This is a genomic window from Tichowtungia aerotolerans (genome assembly GCF_009905215.1).
Classification (GTDB): domain Bacteria; phylum Verrucomicrobiota; class Kiritimatiellia; order Kiritimatiellales; family Tichowtungiaceae; genus Tichowtungia; species Tichowtungia aerotolerans.
Map to the genome: position 1 here is coordinate 3,007,041 of NZ_CP047593.1, position 15,312 is coordinate 3,022,352.

Consider the following 15,312-nt stretch of genomic DNA (forward strand, 5'->3'; position numbering starts at 1 on the left):
TAATGAAGAACAGTTATCGCTTGAGATTTTGGAGAAGTGCTTTGAGGATGATCAGATGAAAATTGCCTATTTGAGTCCGTTTTTATCGAAATATGCAGTTCAGCATGTTGATGGAATGGACGATGATTTTGTTAAGGCTGTGCCCGGTCGGGGTGGCATTAATGTGTGTTATCTCGTCGAGGAGCGGTTGCGAAGAAAGCAGCCGACGGTTGTCGTTACTATGGATCCGGGTGTCGCTGAGGTTACTCGTTTCCGGGGGCCATATCTGGAATACATTGTTTGCCCTATGCGGGCGACTGGGAAGACACGCGATCTGTTTAGAAAAGAACGAATGTGTCTCAAGGCAGTTGTTGAGTCGCTAAATGTTGATCTGTTCCATGTCCACTGGACTTATGAATATGCAGTAGCCTTGATTGACGCTGGACTTCAGGATAAGGCCTTGATTACAGTGCATGACCATTCATGGAAGGCCTTGCTGTCAACAACTCCTTTGTATCTCCCTAAATATTTACTGACTCGATACTACGTATTTCGAAAGGGGAAATACTTTTCTGCTGTGGCGCCGCATGTGAGTCACTATGTTGAGAAATGCAGTGGACGAATTGTTCATACCATTTCGAACTCTATTCCTCCCGAAGTGGAGGAGCTTAGTCCGCCGCAAAGAAGTGCTATTTGTCATGGGGAGATCAATGTTCTTTCAATTTCTGGGTGGGGACGGCTCAAAAATTTAAAAAATAGTATTCGGGCCTTTTCTATGTTTCGCGAAAGATTTAAGGGCGCACGTTATCATTTAGCGGGGCAAGGGTTGGCACCGAACGGTCCAGCTGAGGAGTGGGCGGTGAGGCATGCTGTTTCAGAGGGGCTGGTTTTTCATGGACTCTTATCGCATGGAGAGCTTTTTGCGTTAGCTGACAGCTGCGATATTCTCCTTCACCCGTCTTTGACCGAAGCCTGCCCGAATGCCGTACTGGAGGGGATGAGTTATGGGTTGGTTGTGATTGCTGATAAGCAGAGTGGCGGCTGCCCTTTCGTTTTAGGTAACGCCGGAGTGCTGACGGATGCTTCCAGTCCTGATGCTATATGTTCGGAGATGATTCGGATTTGCAGTGATTCGGACCTTGCCCTGTCATTATCTCAAGCCGCTCATCAACGAGCATATCGTGAATTTTCGATAGCACGCGTGTGTCGGCAGTATGAACGGCTTTATTATTCTATTTATAAAGGAGATCTTGGATGAAACCCGGCACTATCTTGCTTATACTGTTTCCCGTATTGTTTTTGATTCTGAATGTTTTTTTCAGCCCTATACAGTCAGCATTTTTTATGCTTACAGCGGGAGGGGCTCTTTACCTTATTTCAAATCCGCCCAAATTGGTATGGTTCTACGCGCTATTTATTCTTTTTGCTCCGCCTTTGTTTTTTTATTTTCCTAGTTTGAGGCAAGTCGGGACCATTTTATCCTTAGGGCTGTGGGCTTCTATGCTTCTACTGCTTTGCTTCCGAAGAGCCAGTATTAACGATCGCTTATTGAGGTTTGCGCTGGTTTTTTTAGTGGCAGGATCGATGGGGGCATTACAGGGTGATTTGATCCCAAAGAACTTCATTCAGTTTTATGTGACCTATTTAGCGGGGCTTATCTTTTTTTGGCAAGCTCGCCTGATCCTGAACGGGAAATTCCCTCGCCACTTCGCGAAATGGCTACATGGCTTCTTTCTTATTCAGTTAATAATGAATGTCCTCTACTGGAAAGGTATCAATCCAATCCAACATCAGTTTATGTATCTTCCATCGTATATGGCGGATTTTTCTGTGGGAACTCTGGGGAGTTGTGCGTATGTTGCCTATTTTACCTGTTTTTATCTGTTTTTTTTAAATGCGTTATGTAGGGAAGAGGGGCGAATAACTGTTGGATTACTGATTTTGAATTTATTGGCTTATTTTCAGTTATTTCTCACGTACACCAATCATGCGTATATGGTGTTTTCGGTTGCCGTGGTGTTTCAGTTATTTTTAATCGGCCGAAAATGGTGGAGGTGGTTACTTGCTGGATTAGGAGTTTGTGTAATTATTTTTGCAGGCGTGCAGTTGTCGAGATCAGAATATCTCCAACGACGTTTAGACAGGCAGGTCATACATGGCCCTAAGCGGATTGTGATAGATAAATTACTTGATCGGGACGGTTTGTCAGTGTTGGTTGGTGAGGGCCCGGGGGCGGTTGTGTCGGGAGTCGCGATGGCGACTGGGGCACCCAAGGCGTTTGAGTATTTGACGGATGTCTACTTGACGACAAGTGGGCAGCGCGAACTGGTCGGAGGCAGTATCTTTCAGCAACCGGTAACAGAAATTTCCGTATTGTTTGGAGAGACTGGTGCGGTCGGGATGATTAGTTATTATGGCATATTGTTGTTTTTAGCGATAACGGTTACTTTGCGATATTGCCGGGGTGAGTATAGTAATCCAATACAGCGAGCTCTTGCTGGCTCTTTCCCTTTCGTTGTTTTGTTTATGCTGGGAATTTCCTCGTTAACCTTAGTTTTTGCTGATGATGTGATGGTTGTTTTATTGTGGGGAATGGCTGCGCTGGTCTGGGATCCGGCGCCGAGGGAGCGGTCTGTATGAAGGTGGTGTTTAATATAAATTACCCTGTTGCATGGGCTCCGGGAGGAGGGGGGCTTACGCTTTTTGAGATGAAGAATGCACTCAAGAAGTGCGGCGTTGAGACGGGGTGGATGAGGAACGAAGACACAAGTTTATCGGCCGATATTCTGCATTCATGGGGGCACTGCCACGATGCCTTGCTGGACATAGCCCATAACAAAGGGGTCAAGGTGGTTGCGGATATTCAGAACGGTACCGCCATTCAGGACTATCGGCCCTTTCGCCTGATGATCAGAAGGTACTTAGACCAATTTGCAAAAGGCATGCTTGGGTATAAGCGATATTGCTCCGTTCTTAATCGTGGTATGTATAGTAAAGCAGATGCTCTGATCTCAAATAATCCTGCCTATTTGGAGTATGTGTGCCGGGTATTTAATGTTCCAGTATCTAAAACCCATGCTATTTGGCGAGGCGTGCGGGATCCTTTCTTTGAAATAAATGGTCTGAAAAAAAAGGAGCATTTGGTTTGCGTAGGGTCTATTCTTCCGTTGAAGAATCAGGTTCTTTTGGCACGTATCGCTAAAGAAGAAAAAGTTCCTATAAAATTTATTGGTCCGCCTCATCCTGAGTCGGAATCTTACGTCAGGGAGTTTGAGAACGCAGTGGATGGGCGCTATGTGACATGGGAAAGAGGGATTATCGATTCAGAAGAGCTGGCTCAAAGAGTGGGCGAATCCATGGGGTTGGTTTTGCTAAGTTCTTATGAAAGCTATGGCAATGTAATTATGGAGGCCTTGGCTGCAAAAGTACCCGTCCTGGCTTCAAGTTTATTTAGCTTGCAGAGTATTTATGGCAACGATATCCAATATGTTTCCACACCGCTAGATGCGCATGTTGCGCCAGCCCTTACGGCTTTTTACGACCAGTCGTGCCGGATGGGTGGAACCGTTGCCCCTGCCCAAATAAAACCCTTGCGATGGAGTCAGGTCGCTCAGAAGGTCATAGAAGTTTATAAGGAATGCGGGGTAAACCCTTGAAATGGGTCGCTGCCGGGTTGTTCCATCTTCTGAGAATCCGGCATAGAGAAATAATGGTTTGTATGCGAGAGGTTTATAAATGAGAGGGCAGTCATATCCAAAAAATGAATGGATTCGAAACAGCCAGGTGGCTGATCTGTATTTGAACCTGTTGCGCCGGAAGAGTAAATGGGCGCGCGTTGTTGGGACATTAATTGGGTGCGATATCGGATGCCCGTTGCCCGAACGCCTGTTTTTGCCCCACCCCAATGGTATTATTGTGGGGAGCGAGTCAGTGCTTGAAAGTGATGTCGTGCTAAATCATCAGGTTACTTTGGGCGGTAAAGATCCTTACTATAAGGGGGAGAGCTTAAAAAATGAGTACCCCGTGCTAAGGCAGGGTGTTTATGTCGGGGCGGGTGCAAAAATTCTCGGAAACTGCACGATCGGTGAATGGGCTATCATCGGTGCAAACGCTGTCATCACAAAGGATATTCCCGCCAATACAACAGTAGTTGGTTTCAACAAGATCGTCGAAGATCGATCGATTTAAACTCAGGAGAGATGAATACATGAAGTTTTCGGTAGTGACTCCCTGTTATAATTATCGCCAATATCTTGGCGCAGCATTAGAGAGTGTGTTAGATCAGGTGGCAGAATGCCCGGCTGGTTTGCAGGTGGAGCATATTGTTATTGATGGCGGTTCTACGGATGGAACCGTGGATATTCTTGGTAGTTTTGAGTCACAGGTTTTAGAAAAAGAGTTGGATGGGGTCTATGCTTTCCGATGGGTTAGTGAACCGGACAGGGGGCAGTCTGACGCCATCAATAAAGGGTTGCGCATAGCAACCGGTGATGTTGTCTGCTGGCTTAATGCCGACGAACGTTATGTTCCCGGAGCACTAGCTAAAGTTGCACGCGTATTTCATGAGACCCCATCGGCTGATGTGATTTACGGAGAGCCGGTGTTTACGGACAAGGCCGACAAGGTCATAAAAGAAAAAAAAGATCATCGGTTTGATCGGAACATTCTACTCTATTACGGATGCTATATCACATCCTGCTGTACGTTTTGGAGAAGGAGAATACTGGATGAAGGGCATTATTTGGATGAGAGTTACAGGGCTACGATGGACTATGAATACTATGTTCGTTTGATGCATTTGGGGTATAACTTTCTTTTTCTGCCGGTAACAATTGCATCCTTTATATGGCACGATCAAAACGTTAGTACGGTGTTTGCTGATGTCCGCCGTGCTGAGCGTCTTCAGGTTCAGCGGCAATATGGAGTGAGCATGCCATTTTTCAAGCAAACCCCAACGTGTGTTTTAGATGGCCTAGCGAAGGTGTTTAAACTTAAACGGGGTTTCATGACGCTACCTCGGCGCATTTGCTGTCGTTAATCCCCGCACGGATTGGAACATAAATTAATGGACGTCGAATCAAAAAAACTCATTGAGATCCTTGATGTCTTCGATGCGAAAGACATCGCGTATGTGTTAGTAGGGGAGGATGCGCAAGCGCTCGCAGATCAAGTGCAGAGCGATGTAGATATTGTCGTTCGGTCGTCTGATTTATCCAATCTTCACTCCAATCTTTTGAAAATTTCTTCGTTTCTTGGGGCGCAGCTGGTTCAAGTTCTTCAGCATGAAGCGTGCGCTTTCTATTATGTGGTTTCGTGGAGAGAAAATGATCGAGAGCTCTATTTGCGTTTAGATGTTTGTTCGGACTATGTGCGCAATGCACGTCGGTTTTTGACGGCCGATGAAATGCTTGCTGGTCGGCGAAAAGATGTTGCCACGGGGTTCTATTTTCCGGCTCCTGAAAAGAATCTGCTCTACTATCTGTTGAAGAAGATCGACAAGGGGGCGATCAATGATGAGCAGTTCGCGTATTTGCTCAAAAATCTGGCGGCCAGTGAGTCTGACGTGCTGCCGGAGTTGCGGCGTTTCTGGGCGGAGGATCAGTCCAAACAAATTTTCCAATGTTTGGATCACAAAGATCGGTCTGGCTTCCAAGCCATGATCCCGATGCTTCAGCAGTCTTTGCGTGCCCAATGTCGTCCATCCATAAAGAGCAGGGCTCAGGATGTGGCTAGAATGTGTAAACGGATCCTGCAGCCGACAGGCGTTTGGGTTGCGGTTCTCGGTCCGGATGGCTGTGGAAAAAGTTCCGTGATTGACTTGTTGCTTCCTCGTCTGGAGCCTGCATTCCGTAGAACCGGCTTGATGCATTTCCGGCCTAAGGTGGGATATCGGGGTCCCGCTGATCAGTCTCATGCTGCCGATCCTCACAATCAGCCGGATCGGAGTGTGGCCGGGTCGATCCTGAAGCTTGGATATTATACCGCGGACTACATCATCGGTTATTTTCTGAAAGTTTTGCCTGCTCGAATTCGTTCCACGTTTATCGTTTTTGATCGTTACTACGATGATCTGCTCGTGGACCGGAAACGTTACTGTTATGGAGGCCCGGTCTGGTTATTGAAGGCGGTGCGACCCTTTATTTCGAAACCAGATCTGGTGTTTTGCCTGGATGCACCTGCCGAAGTGCTTCGGTCGCGCAAGCAGGAGGTTCCGTTTGAGGTGACTGCCCGCCAGCGCACTGCCTATCGTGAGCTGGTTTCCAAGCTTCGGAACGGGCATGTGATCGATGCCTCCCAGCCGCTCGAAAAGGTTGTGCATGATGTGGAGTCTGTTGTTCTTGATTTTATGGAGCGCCGGACAGCGAAGCGGATGCATTGATTAACAGTCCGAGAAAGGTCCACTTCTTTATTATGGCTCTTCGTGAAATTTAATGGAGATGGTAGTAAAGCTAGAACAATTTTTGACAGGATAACAGGATTTCGAGGATGTCTTTCAATGAGGGGATGGGATCTGGTCGATCGGCATACTTTACCCACAAAAAGCTTGTTCCTGTTGTATTTCGGCTCTCCCGAAATTAATTTTCGGGATAAAAATGGAAGCGGATGAACCGGATATTAATCCTGATGATCCTGTTATCCTGTCAAAAACTTTCTATTCCATGAAAATCTAAGAGGAAGCTTTGTTTTCTTTAATCACATGAAGTATACGCACAGTTGGTCTTTTTTCTTTGGTTTAGGTGAGCGGGTAATGGCTCTTCCCGGATGGTGGAAGCCGCGCTTATACATTGTTTCCAAAGGTTGGAAACAACGCTGGCAGGATTCTTCTTTTTATCCAGCGTTTAAGTTGCGTGCAAAATGTTTCAAGTTGGTTGTCCGGTTCTTGGCGATGTGTGGACTTTTTCGGGTCCGCACTTCTTTGCGCGGGGAACCCCCCTTCCGTTCCGGGCGTCGTGTTGTTCTGTTGCGTGGAGCCGAAGGGCTTTCTCAGAAGCTGATTGCCCGCGTAGTGGATGAACCGAGCTCTAAAACGGTTGCATACATAAAGTATGCGGAAGATGGGCTCGCTCGGGATAAGGTGGAGGCCGAGCATCGCATTTTAACGGAGTTGGAAAAACAGAGCACATCGCTCGCTCCCTTTGTGCTCAATTATGGATCTTTTGGAAATGGCATCGCGTTGGAGGTCTCTGCGGTTGAGGGGGAGATGCGGGAGGCGAAGCTTCCCGTATCAGAAATCAGAAATCAGATGTCAGAGGTCAGAGAGTATCTTGAACAGCTGCACGTATCTGATGAGCTGTTTGAGATTGACGAGCATCCGGCGGTTGTTCGCCTTCGCGAACAACTGCTGAGTTATACATCTGACAATCCTAAAGCCCAAAGCCTAATGCCTAATGCCTCGCAGTTCTCTCAATGGCTTGCTCCATTGAGAGAACGCGCATGGCCTGTCGTGATTCAGCATGGTGATTTTACACCGTGGAACATAATCCAGAGGACAGAGGCCGGAGGACAGAAGTCAGAGGATTACAGTCCCCCGATAACAGATTTTCAGATAACGGATAACGGAGCTACGCTCCTTTGCGCGATTGATTGGGAAGAAGGGGTTTTGGATGGTTCCCCCCATTTTGATTTCATCTATTTTATTCTTCAGTCGGGGTGTTTGATTCACGGATGGGAGCCTCAGCGTACGGTTGACTATCTGCTACCTTTGTTGGAGAGCGAAGGTTTGTCTGAAAAGGAGTCGGTCTCTCTGATTAAGCTTTGTGCCTTGGAGGCCTATTTCCGATTCGGTGCAGAATCAGGCAATCCAAAGCTGCAGGATTTCAGAAAACAGGTTTTTTCCTATGCTTCCCAATAACCAGTCTCCCCAAGTAGCAGAGCAAAGCTCGCTACAGGGCAAGTCAATAACCACAAGCCCCGTGGAAGCATCTTCCACAGGGGATAACACGCAGAGATTAAGACGCTTGCGCGTCCTGATCTCTGCGTACGCCTGCGAACCCAACAAAGGGTCCGAGCCTGCCGTGGGATGGAATGTTGCCACGGAGATGGCGAAGCACCACGATGTCTGGGTGTTGACCCGCGCCAACAACCGGACGGTAATCGAGGAGGAGCTGAAAGAGCGCCCGGTTCCGGGGATTAATTTTGTCTATTACGACCTGCCAGAATGGGCGATGTGGTGGAAAAAAGGGGGGCGGGGCGTTCAGATTTATTATTATCTATGGGAAGTTTTTTCAGAGAGCGTCGTTCGACGGACAGAACGACAGATTGGGTTTGATGTAGCTCATCATGTGACCATTGTCCGCTATTGGACTCCAAGCAATCTGCGGAATATTCGCGTTCCGTTTGTCTGGGGGCCCGTTGGTGGAGGAGAGTCGACTCCTAAAGCACTCAAAAAAAACTTTTCGTTAAAAAACCGCATCATTGAGCAGGTTCGGGATCTCATGCGATGGATTGGAGAATGTGATCCACTGGTTCGGAAGACTGCTCGTAAAAGTAGCTTGGCGATCGCTACAACAAATGAAACCGCCGCCCGCCTGAAAGCTTTGCGGGGGGAGCGGGTACAAGTGCAATCCCAACTGGGGACGGGTGCGTTAACGGCTTCGTTAGAAGTTGATGACGGATCGGATCCAAAGATTGTTCGTTTTATTTGTATCGGTAAGCAGATCTATTGGAAAGGGTTCGATTTAGCGCTGAAAGCATTCGCTAATGTTGACATAAATAATGCTAAGTTGATTTTCGTTGGGGAAGGCCCTGAGCATAAATCGTTGCAGGATTTAGCTTCTGACTTGGGACTGCATGATAGCGTTCGCTTTGAAAAATGGATGGATCAAAAAACGCTACATGAGTTGCTTGTGAAATGCGATGCGCTGATCCATCCCAGTTTTCATGATTCCGGAGCGTTTGTCTGTTTGGAGGCAATGGCGGCATCAAAACCGGTCATTTGTCTGGATCTCGGGGGGCCTGCTGTTCAGGTGACCTCAGAAACAGGTATTAAGGTGGCCGCCTTAAACCCAAAGCAGACGGTGCAGGATCTAGCCTCGGCGATGAGACGGTTGGCGATTGACCCAGCCTTGCGGAAACAAATGGGCGATGTCGGGCGCAAGAGGGTTGAGGAGCATTTTCTATGGACTGCAAAAGTCGATGCGTTTTGTCAAATGTATGAATCTATTCTCGAAAGCAAGGATTGCCATGTTCGCTAAACGCCAACCGGAAGATCGCCGCCGGGTTCTGGTGGTCGGACAGGTTCCTCCACCATGGGGTGGGCAGGCTGTGATGATCAAAAAGCTGTTGGATGCAAAACTGCACGGAGTGGAACTTTTCTTTGTTCCGATGTCGTTTTCGGCCGATATGGATGAAATCGGGCGTTTCCGATGGAAGAAGCTGTTGCAACTTCCTTTGTTGGTTTTCCGGATATGGGCCGCTCGATTTAAATATGGGTGCAAGGTGTTTTATTATCCCCCTGGAGGCGAAAGCCTGACGGCAATTTTTAGGGACATCATGGTTCTGCTAAGTTGCCGCATTCTCTTCAAAAAAGTGGTGTTTCATATTCACGCCGGAGGTTTCACAGAGGTTGCTGAGAAGGCGCCGTTGCCGATTCGGCTGTTAGCCGGATGCGCATACCGAAAACCTGATCTGGCGATTCAGCTCACAGAAAAAAGTCCGCCGGATGCTTTGCGCATTGGAGCCCAGAAGACTGTTTTTGTGCCCAACGGCCTGGCGGATGAGGGGATCAGCTATATCGATGAGTTTCGCCATGTCAGTACTGACCGGCCTCTTACGTTATTATTTGTTGGTGTGGTCAGCCCCAGCAAGGGGGTTATGGTTTTGCTCAATGCGTGTGCGCAGTTGCTGGCGGACGGAGTTGAGTTTCATTTGGGGGTTATGGGGCGGTTCTATTCGCCGGAGTTCGAGGCGGAGTGCCGTTCTTTTATTCATTATCATGAACTGGATGGACACGTTGAGTTTTTGGGTGTGCTGACAGGCGGCGACAAGTGGACAGAGTTCTGTGCTGCTGATGTGTTCTGCTTTCCTTCCCACTTCGAGTCAGAAAACCAAAGTTTAGTGATTCTTGAGGCAATGCAGTTTTGCCTTCCTTGTGTCGCATCCGACTGGCGCGGGATGTCCGCGATGATTAAGGATGGGCAGACCGGCTTCCTTGTTCCTGTCAAGGATCCGTACTCCTTTGCTGAGAGGATTGCGAAGCTGGCGACTGATCCAGTGTTGCGGATGCAGATGGGTAAACGTGCTCGTGAGGTTTATCTCGAAAAATACACGGATGAGATTTGGCGGCAAAATATGGAAACAACACTGAGGGAGCTTTGATGAAATTGCTGGTAACGGGAGCCTCCGGCTTCATCGGAACAAATTTTGTGGATCATTTCGGCAAGCTGGATTGTGAGCTACTTAATCTGGATATTCAAAAACCTTTAAACTCAGGCCATGAGAAGTTCTGGAAAAGAGCGGATATAATGAATCCGGTCGAGCTGGCCGCCGCCTTCGCGGAGTTTGCTCCGACGCATGTGGTGCATATGGCTGCGCGTGCCGAGTGCGATGAGACGACGACTGTGGAAGAGGGCTATTCCGCCAATACCGTCGGCACAGAAAATGTGCTGAATGCGATTAAAAAGACTCTATCCATCGAGCGGGCGATCATTGTTTCTACTCAATATGTTTGCGGGCCGGGTCGTCTGCCGGAAAATGATGAGGATTATTTCCCGCATACGGTTTATGGGCAGAGCAAAGTCATTACGGAGCAGCTGACTCGCAAGGCCGATCTTTCCTGTATCTGGACACTGGTCCGGCCAACCAATATCTGGGGGCCGTGGCATTTGCGTTACCGGCGTGAGGCCTGGCGGGTGATTAAAAAGGGGCTCTATCTGCATCCGACCGGCGCACCGGTTGTCCGATCCTACGGGTATGTAGGAAACATTGTCTGGCAGATGGAACAGATTCTGAAAGCTCCGGCGGAGAAGGTGAACCGGCAGATATTTTATGTTGGCGACCGCCCGATCGATATTTACGAATGGGTGGATGCCTTTTCGATGATCCTGCGCGGACGTCATGCTCGCAAGATTCCGCGCTTTATTTTACGAATGATCGGTCTGGTTGGTGATGCCGCCGGGCTAGTACGAATCAAATTCCCGCTGACCTCTTCCCGCGTTCGAAGCATGACCCAGGACTATCTGACCCCGATGGATAAGACCTTTGAAACCTTCGGTGCACCGCCGTGCTCATTGATGCAAGGGGTTGAAAAGACTGTTTGTTGGTTGGAGGAACAAGAAGGATGATGCCTCTCATTAAAACCTGTTCAGTCCGTGGGCCAGGTCTCAGGGGATTTTTTTGTGAATAACAGATCCGGTTTGTTGTTCGGGCTGTGGTTTTCTCTGGCCCTGCCGTCAATCGCTGTATTTAAGAAGGCGGGCGGAGAGTGGGCGCTGGCTTATTTTATTTTTTCGTTGGTCGGTGTATGGGCCGTGACTGCATTATTTCGGTTGGCACAGCGCCGTATTGCGATTCGGTGGGGGCTTCGGGGCCTTGCGACACTTTGTGCTCTGTCGGCGACTGTGACTTTTTTTGTGGTCCACCCCATAATCGATGAGACGGGTATTCGGGTTGGTGCCGTTGAGGTCGGGGCGTCGGATACTGACGATGCGATTGATGTGGGCATATCCGCGTTGTTGGCCGGGAAGAATCCCTACAGGGAGAGTACCTTTTTGGGAAACCCGCTGACTCCGCTCCCCGGGGCGTTCCTGATGGCTTCCCCCTTTTACTTGCTCAAAAACAGTGCTCTTCAGAATTTATTTTGGATCGGGCTGCTGATCTTGTTGTTTGCGAGGACGGTTGGTCGTCCCGCTTCCGCATCGGCGTTGCTGATTCTTTTAATTCTCGGGTCGCCATGCGTTTTGTATCGCATTGTGCAGGGCGGCGATTATTTCAGTAATAACATCTATATTCTATTGGCAATGATGGCTCTGTGGAAGGGCTCTCCCGAACGAGGAACGTTTTGGTTGCCTGCCGCAGTATTTGCGGGCATTGCTTATGCTTCTCGTCCCAATTTTTTGTTTCTGGGGCCGATGATGCTTCTGCTCTTGTCACGAAAATACTCGTGGCGACACTCATTCCGAATACATATGATTTCTGGCGCAACTTTCTGCCTTCTCGTCTTGCCGTTTTGGATACATGATCCGTCGAGTTTTAGTCCGTTGCACCTCGCCGAAAAAGTGGAGTTTGGCAGTTTTGGATCGATACTGAGATGGATGGTTCCTGCTGTGGGTTTGACCGTATCTGTTATGTTCGGGATGTGGGGGGATGAGGGTGATAACTGTGCACTCTTCAGGTATGCTTTCTGGATCCAACTGTTAATGGTATTCATGGTGATGTTATTTGCATCAATTCACGCAGGACATTTACGCTGGTATGCAGAACCTGTTTTAGCATTTTTATTTATGTTTTTTGGTGTTTATGGGTATGGGGTACCTTTGTTCCGGAAGCTTGTGGAGAGCGGAATATAATCATTCCTGCATTAAGCACATGCCTTGTCGAAAAGCTTGAGATACAAAGGATTGTCTAATGAAGACCGACTGCGGTTGGTGTGGCGCCGAGTTTCTTTGGATAAAATAGATTATGAGAGCAAAACGATTAATAAACGGACTGTTGAATGCAGTGCCGCTGGTTCTCTTCAGCGGCATGCTGGTTGCGCTGTTATTGGCCCGGATCACCTTGGGACTGACACTTCCCTGGTGGGGGGCATGGGCGCTTGGCATTTTTTGGGGAGTCATCGTTTTTGACCACCTGATTCGTGTCGAGCTGTTTAAGCAGATCGGTGGGTTTGTTGTGACTTTCATTGCGGTGCTGATTCTCATCGGGGCCCTGGCGCCGAAGGAAACGGTTGCCCGCTCCCCGAGGATGGCTGCAGATCAGGTGGTGCGGCAGATGGAGGCCACCTGGAATGCAGTATATCACGGCAATATTTTTAAAAACTACAGCCTGAAACAGCAGCTGATCGATTACGGAACCGGTCTCGGCAATCTCGATCCGTTTCGGCATGGAAAAATGATTCTGTTTGCCCTGCTCGGGTTTGCGCTGGGGGTTGTGTATCTCTTTCCGATTGAGCCATTTCGCCGATGGCGAAATGCGTTTGGGAGTGGGGGAGTAGAGGAGTCTTGGAGTCGTGGAGAAACGAAGTCTAACACCCATACACCCATACATCCATACGCCCATACTTTTCAGCGAAGTGGAAGCGCTGCGTACATATGCCGTTGCGCGACGCTTTTCCTCGCCGGTGCGGTTTTTGCCCTTCAGGTCGAGCTTCTGCAGGTGCTCTCTCCGACGCGATTGGTGACGGGGCTCAGTCTGCTCGACAGCTGTCTGGGACTGCTGGCCGGCCTTCTCCTGTTTGTGCCGGTGCACCTCTTTTACGTATTTCTTGCGGAACGCCGGAAGAAAGGCTCCCCGCGGTTCAATGTGCTTGGGGTCGGGGTTGATGCCGTGAATATGGGAGACTGCCTGAAATTATTTGAGGAGATTATTAGCTGGAAGCCGACAGCTGACAGCATGCAGCTTAAAAGGGCTGTTGGCTGTGAACTGAACGCTGAAAGCTCTTACAGCAATCCTTCTCAGGATGAAGCCGGGACGTTGGACATGTCCGGAAGGCGGAAGACAGAAAACAGCGAGCTGTCGTCAGTGACCAGGCATCTGTCATCCGGGCGGGATGCCCGTCTTCCCGCGATGACCGCGGCCCTCGGTGTGGCCGGCATTGTGGAGGCGCGCCGCAACCAGAAGCTGCAGCGGATTCTGAATGAATCGGTGCTGAATACGCCGGACGGCATGCCGCTTGTCTGGCTTGGCAAGCTCTTCGGTTACCGGAGTATTGAGCGGGTTTATGGTCCCGATCTGCTCCGCGATGCCTGTGCCTATGGCGAGGCCCGGGGCTGGCGCCACTTCTTTTATGGGGCCGCACCCGGCATTGTCGAGAAGCTGAAGATCGCGCTCGAGCAGAAGCATCCTGCCATTCGGGTGTCCGGCATCTACTGCCCGCCATTCCGTGACCTGACGCCTGAAGAAGAGACCGAAGTGGTCGATATGGTGAATTCTTCGGGAACCGATATCTTCTGGATCGGCATCTCGACGCCGAAGCAGCTCTATTTTATGGACCGGATACGCAGCCGGCTGACCTGTAAGATCATCTGTCCGGTGGGGTATGCGTTTGATGTGAATGCCGGAGTGGAGGAAGATGCGCCGGACTGGGCTAAATATTCCGGGTTCCAGTGGCTCCACCGGGCAATCAAGCAGCCGCGGCTCTGGAAGAGATACCTTCCGGACAATCCCCGGTTCGTGTGGGAGGTGATTCTGCAGGTGCTGCATTTAAAGCGGTATCCGATGCTGATGCACGAGCGCATTGTTGAGCCGGAGACCGATGCCGAGGGCTATCCGCGCTTTCCTGCGGGCGTGGTGTCGCTTTCGGCCATGTCACTTGAAGGGGCCCGTGATCGGGTACTCAACTGGGTCAGGACCGGGCAGCGGCACTATGTGAACATTTGCACTGCGGATACCATGGTCCAGTGCTTCGACCGGCCGGATATGGCAAAAATTGTGAAAAATGCGGGGATGGCGACGACGGACGGCATGCCGCTGGTCTGGCTTGCGCATCACTATGGGTTTAAAGATGCAACGCGGGTTTATGGGCCGGACCTGATGCTTGAACTGTGCCGGGTCACTTCAGATCCGGCCGGTTTTCGGTGTTATGATTTAGGTGTTAAGCGGGACGAGCATGCCCGTGAAAGCCTAAAACCCAATCACCTAACACCTAACACTGAAAAGAAATGCATCTCGCATTTTTTCTACGGCGCCACCGACGAGGTGCTCGAGCAGTTGAAGGCCAACCTGCTCAAAAAGTTTCCGGATCTGAAGGTCGCGGGCATGTATTCTCCGCCGTTCCGGCCGCTCACAGATGCGGAAAAGGATGAGGTGGCCGAAATGATTAATGCGTCCGGTGCGGATATCGTCTGGTGCGGACTGGGCACTCCGAAACAGGATTACTGGGTGGCGGAGTTCCGGCCGCGCCTGAATTGCGCTGCTATTCTGGCGGTGGGGGCCGCCTTCAACTTTCATGCGGGCCATGTTCGTCAGGCTCCCCGCTGGATGATGTGCGGCGGGCTGGAGTGGTTTTTCCGCCTGTGTACGGAGCCCAAGCGTCTCTGGCGGCGGTATCTCATCGGCAACCCGCGTTTTATCATGTTGACCTGGCGGCAGTTTTTAAGCCGCAGTTAAAAGGTCTGCAATTTTGATTGCGAGAGAATGAGGTAGACATTTTAATTCATCGAATCAATACCAAGCAAT

At 49.6% G+C, this 15,312-nt stretch carries 12 protein-coding genes; all 12 read left to right on the forward strand.

Going from position 1 to position 15,312, the window contains the following annotated elements:
• The first annotated feature begins 55 nt into the window (after nucleotides 1-55).
• Nucleotides 56-1,237 (forward strand): glycosyltransferase family 4 protein, encoded by a 1,182-nt coding sequence (locus tag GT409_RS12305; RefSeq protein ID WP_160629366.1) that lies wholly within the window; start codon nucleotides 56-58, stop codon nucleotides 1,235-1,237.
• The gene (locus tag GT409_RS12310; protein WP_160629367.1) at nucleotides 1,234-2,619 is read left to right on the forward strand and encodes a hypothetical protein; all 1,386 of its coding nucleotides are present in this window, start codon (nucleotides 1,234-1,236) and stop codon (nucleotides 2,617-2,619) included. The genes GT409_RS12305 and GT409_RS12310 overlap by 4 nt, the downstream gene beginning before the upstream one ends.
• The gene (locus GT409_RS12315; protein ID WP_160629368.1) at nucleotides 2,616-3,635 is read left to right on the forward strand and encodes a glycosyltransferase family 4 protein; all 1,020 of its coding nucleotides are present in this window, start codon (nucleotides 2,616-2,618) and stop codon (nucleotides 3,633-3,635) included. The genes GT409_RS12310 and GT409_RS12315 overlap by 4 nt, the downstream gene beginning before the upstream one ends.
• A gap of 79 nt (nucleotides 3,636-3,714) precedes the next feature.
• Nucleotides 3,715-4,167, forward strand: coding sequence for a serine O-acetyltransferase (locus GT409_RS12320; protein WP_160629369.1), 453 nt, complete (start codon nucleotides 3,715-3,717; stop codon nucleotides 4,165-4,167).
• Between the two features lie 19 nt (nucleotides 4,168-4,186).
• Complete coding sequence (locus GT409_RS12325) at nucleotides 4,187-5,017, forward strand: glycosyltransferase family 2 protein (protein WP_160629370.1); 831 nt, start codon at nucleotides 4,187-4,189, stop codon at nucleotides 5,015-5,017.
• Between the two features lie 27 nt (nucleotides 5,018-5,044).
• The gene (locus GT409_RS12330; protein ID WP_160629371.1) at nucleotides 5,045-6,358 is read left to right on the forward strand and encodes a nucleoside/nucleotide kinase family protein; all 1,314 of its coding nucleotides are present in this window, start codon (nucleotides 5,045-5,047) and stop codon (nucleotides 6,356-6,358) included.
• 507 nt (nucleotides 6,359-6,865) lie between these two features.
• On the forward strand, nucleotides 6,866-7,831 hold the full coding sequence (locus tag GT409_RS12335; protein WP_160629372.1) for a phosphotransferase: 966 nt from the start codon (nucleotides 6,866-6,868) through the stop codon (nucleotides 7,829-7,831).
• A gap of 187 nt (nucleotides 7,832-8,018) precedes the next feature.
• The gene (locus GT409_RS12340; RefSeq protein WP_233231554.1) at nucleotides 8,019-9,173 is read left to right on the forward strand and encodes a glycosyltransferase family 4 protein; all 1,155 of its coding nucleotides are present in this window, start codon (nucleotides 8,019-8,021) and stop codon (nucleotides 9,171-9,173) included.
• The gene (locus tag GT409_RS12345) at nucleotides 9,163-10,296 is read left to right on the forward strand and encodes a glycosyltransferase family 4 protein (protein ID WP_160629373.1); all 1,134 of its coding nucleotides are present in this window, start codon (nucleotides 9,163-9,165) and stop codon (nucleotides 10,294-10,296) included. The genes GT409_RS12340 and GT409_RS12345 overlap by 11 nt, the downstream gene beginning before the upstream one ends.
• Nucleotides 10,296-11,261: an NAD-dependent epimerase/dehydratase family protein gene (locus GT409_RS12350; protein WP_160629374.1), complete on the forward strand. Its 966-nt coding sequence runs from the start codon at nucleotides 10,296-10,298 to the stop codon at nucleotides 11,259-11,261. The genes GT409_RS12345 and GT409_RS12350 overlap by 1 nt, the downstream gene beginning before the upstream one ends.
• Nucleotides 11,262-11,315: 54 nt before the next feature.
• Entirely contained in the window at nucleotides 11,316-12,485 is a 1,170-nt protein-coding gene (locus tag GT409_RS12355; protein WP_160629375.1) for a hypothetical protein, read from the forward strand.
• 112 nt (nucleotides 12,486-12,597) lie between these two features.
• Nucleotides 12,598-15,243 (forward strand): WecB/TagA/CpsF family glycosyltransferase, encoded by a 2,646-nt coding sequence (locus GT409_RS12360; protein WP_160629376.1) that lies wholly within the window; start codon nucleotides 12,598-12,600, stop codon nucleotides 15,241-15,243.
• The last annotated feature ends 69 nt before the right edge of the window (nucleotides 15,244-15,312 follow it).

Coding starts and splice junctions, on each gene's coding strand:
- GT409_RS12305 (WP_160629366.1), top strand. CDS start 56: ATGAAAATTGCCTATTTGAGTCCGTTTTTATCGAAATATGCAGTTCAG.
- GT409_RS12310 (WP_160629367.1), top strand. CDS start 1,234: ATGAAACCCGGCACTATCTTGCTTATACTGTTTCCCGTATTGTTTTTG.
- GT409_RS12315 (WP_160629368.1), top strand. CDS start 2,616: ATGAAGGTGGTGTTTAATATAAATTACCCTGTTGCATGGGCTCCGGGA.
- GT409_RS12320 (WP_160629369.1), top strand. CDS start 3,715: ATGAGAGGGCAGTCATATCCAAAAAATGAATGGATTCGAAACAGCCAG.
- GT409_RS12325 (WP_160629370.1), top strand. CDS start 4,187: ATGAAGTTTTCGGTAGTGACTCCCTGTTATAATTATCGCCAATATCTT.
- GT409_RS12330 (WP_160629371.1), top strand. CDS start 5,045: ATGGACGTCGAATCAAAAAAACTCATTGAGATCCTTGATGTCTTCGAT.
- GT409_RS12335 (WP_160629372.1), top strand. CDS start 6,866: ATGTGTGGACTTTTTCGGGTCCGCACTTCTTTGCGCGGGGAACCCCCC.
- GT409_RS12340 (WP_233231554.1), top strand. CDS start 8,019: ATGGCGAAGCACCACGATGTCTGGGTGTTGACCCGCGCCAACAACCGG.
- GT409_RS12345 (WP_160629373.1), top strand. CDS start 9,163: ATGTTCGCTAAACGCCAACCGGAAGATCGCCGCCGGGTTCTGGTGGTC.
- GT409_RS12350 (WP_160629374.1), top strand. CDS start 10,296: ATGAAATTGCTGGTAACGGGAGCCTCCGGCTTCATCGGAACAAATTTT.
- GT409_RS12360 (WP_160629376.1), top strand. CDS start 12,598: ATGAGAGCAAAACGATTAATAAACGGACTGTTGAATGCAGTGCCGCTG.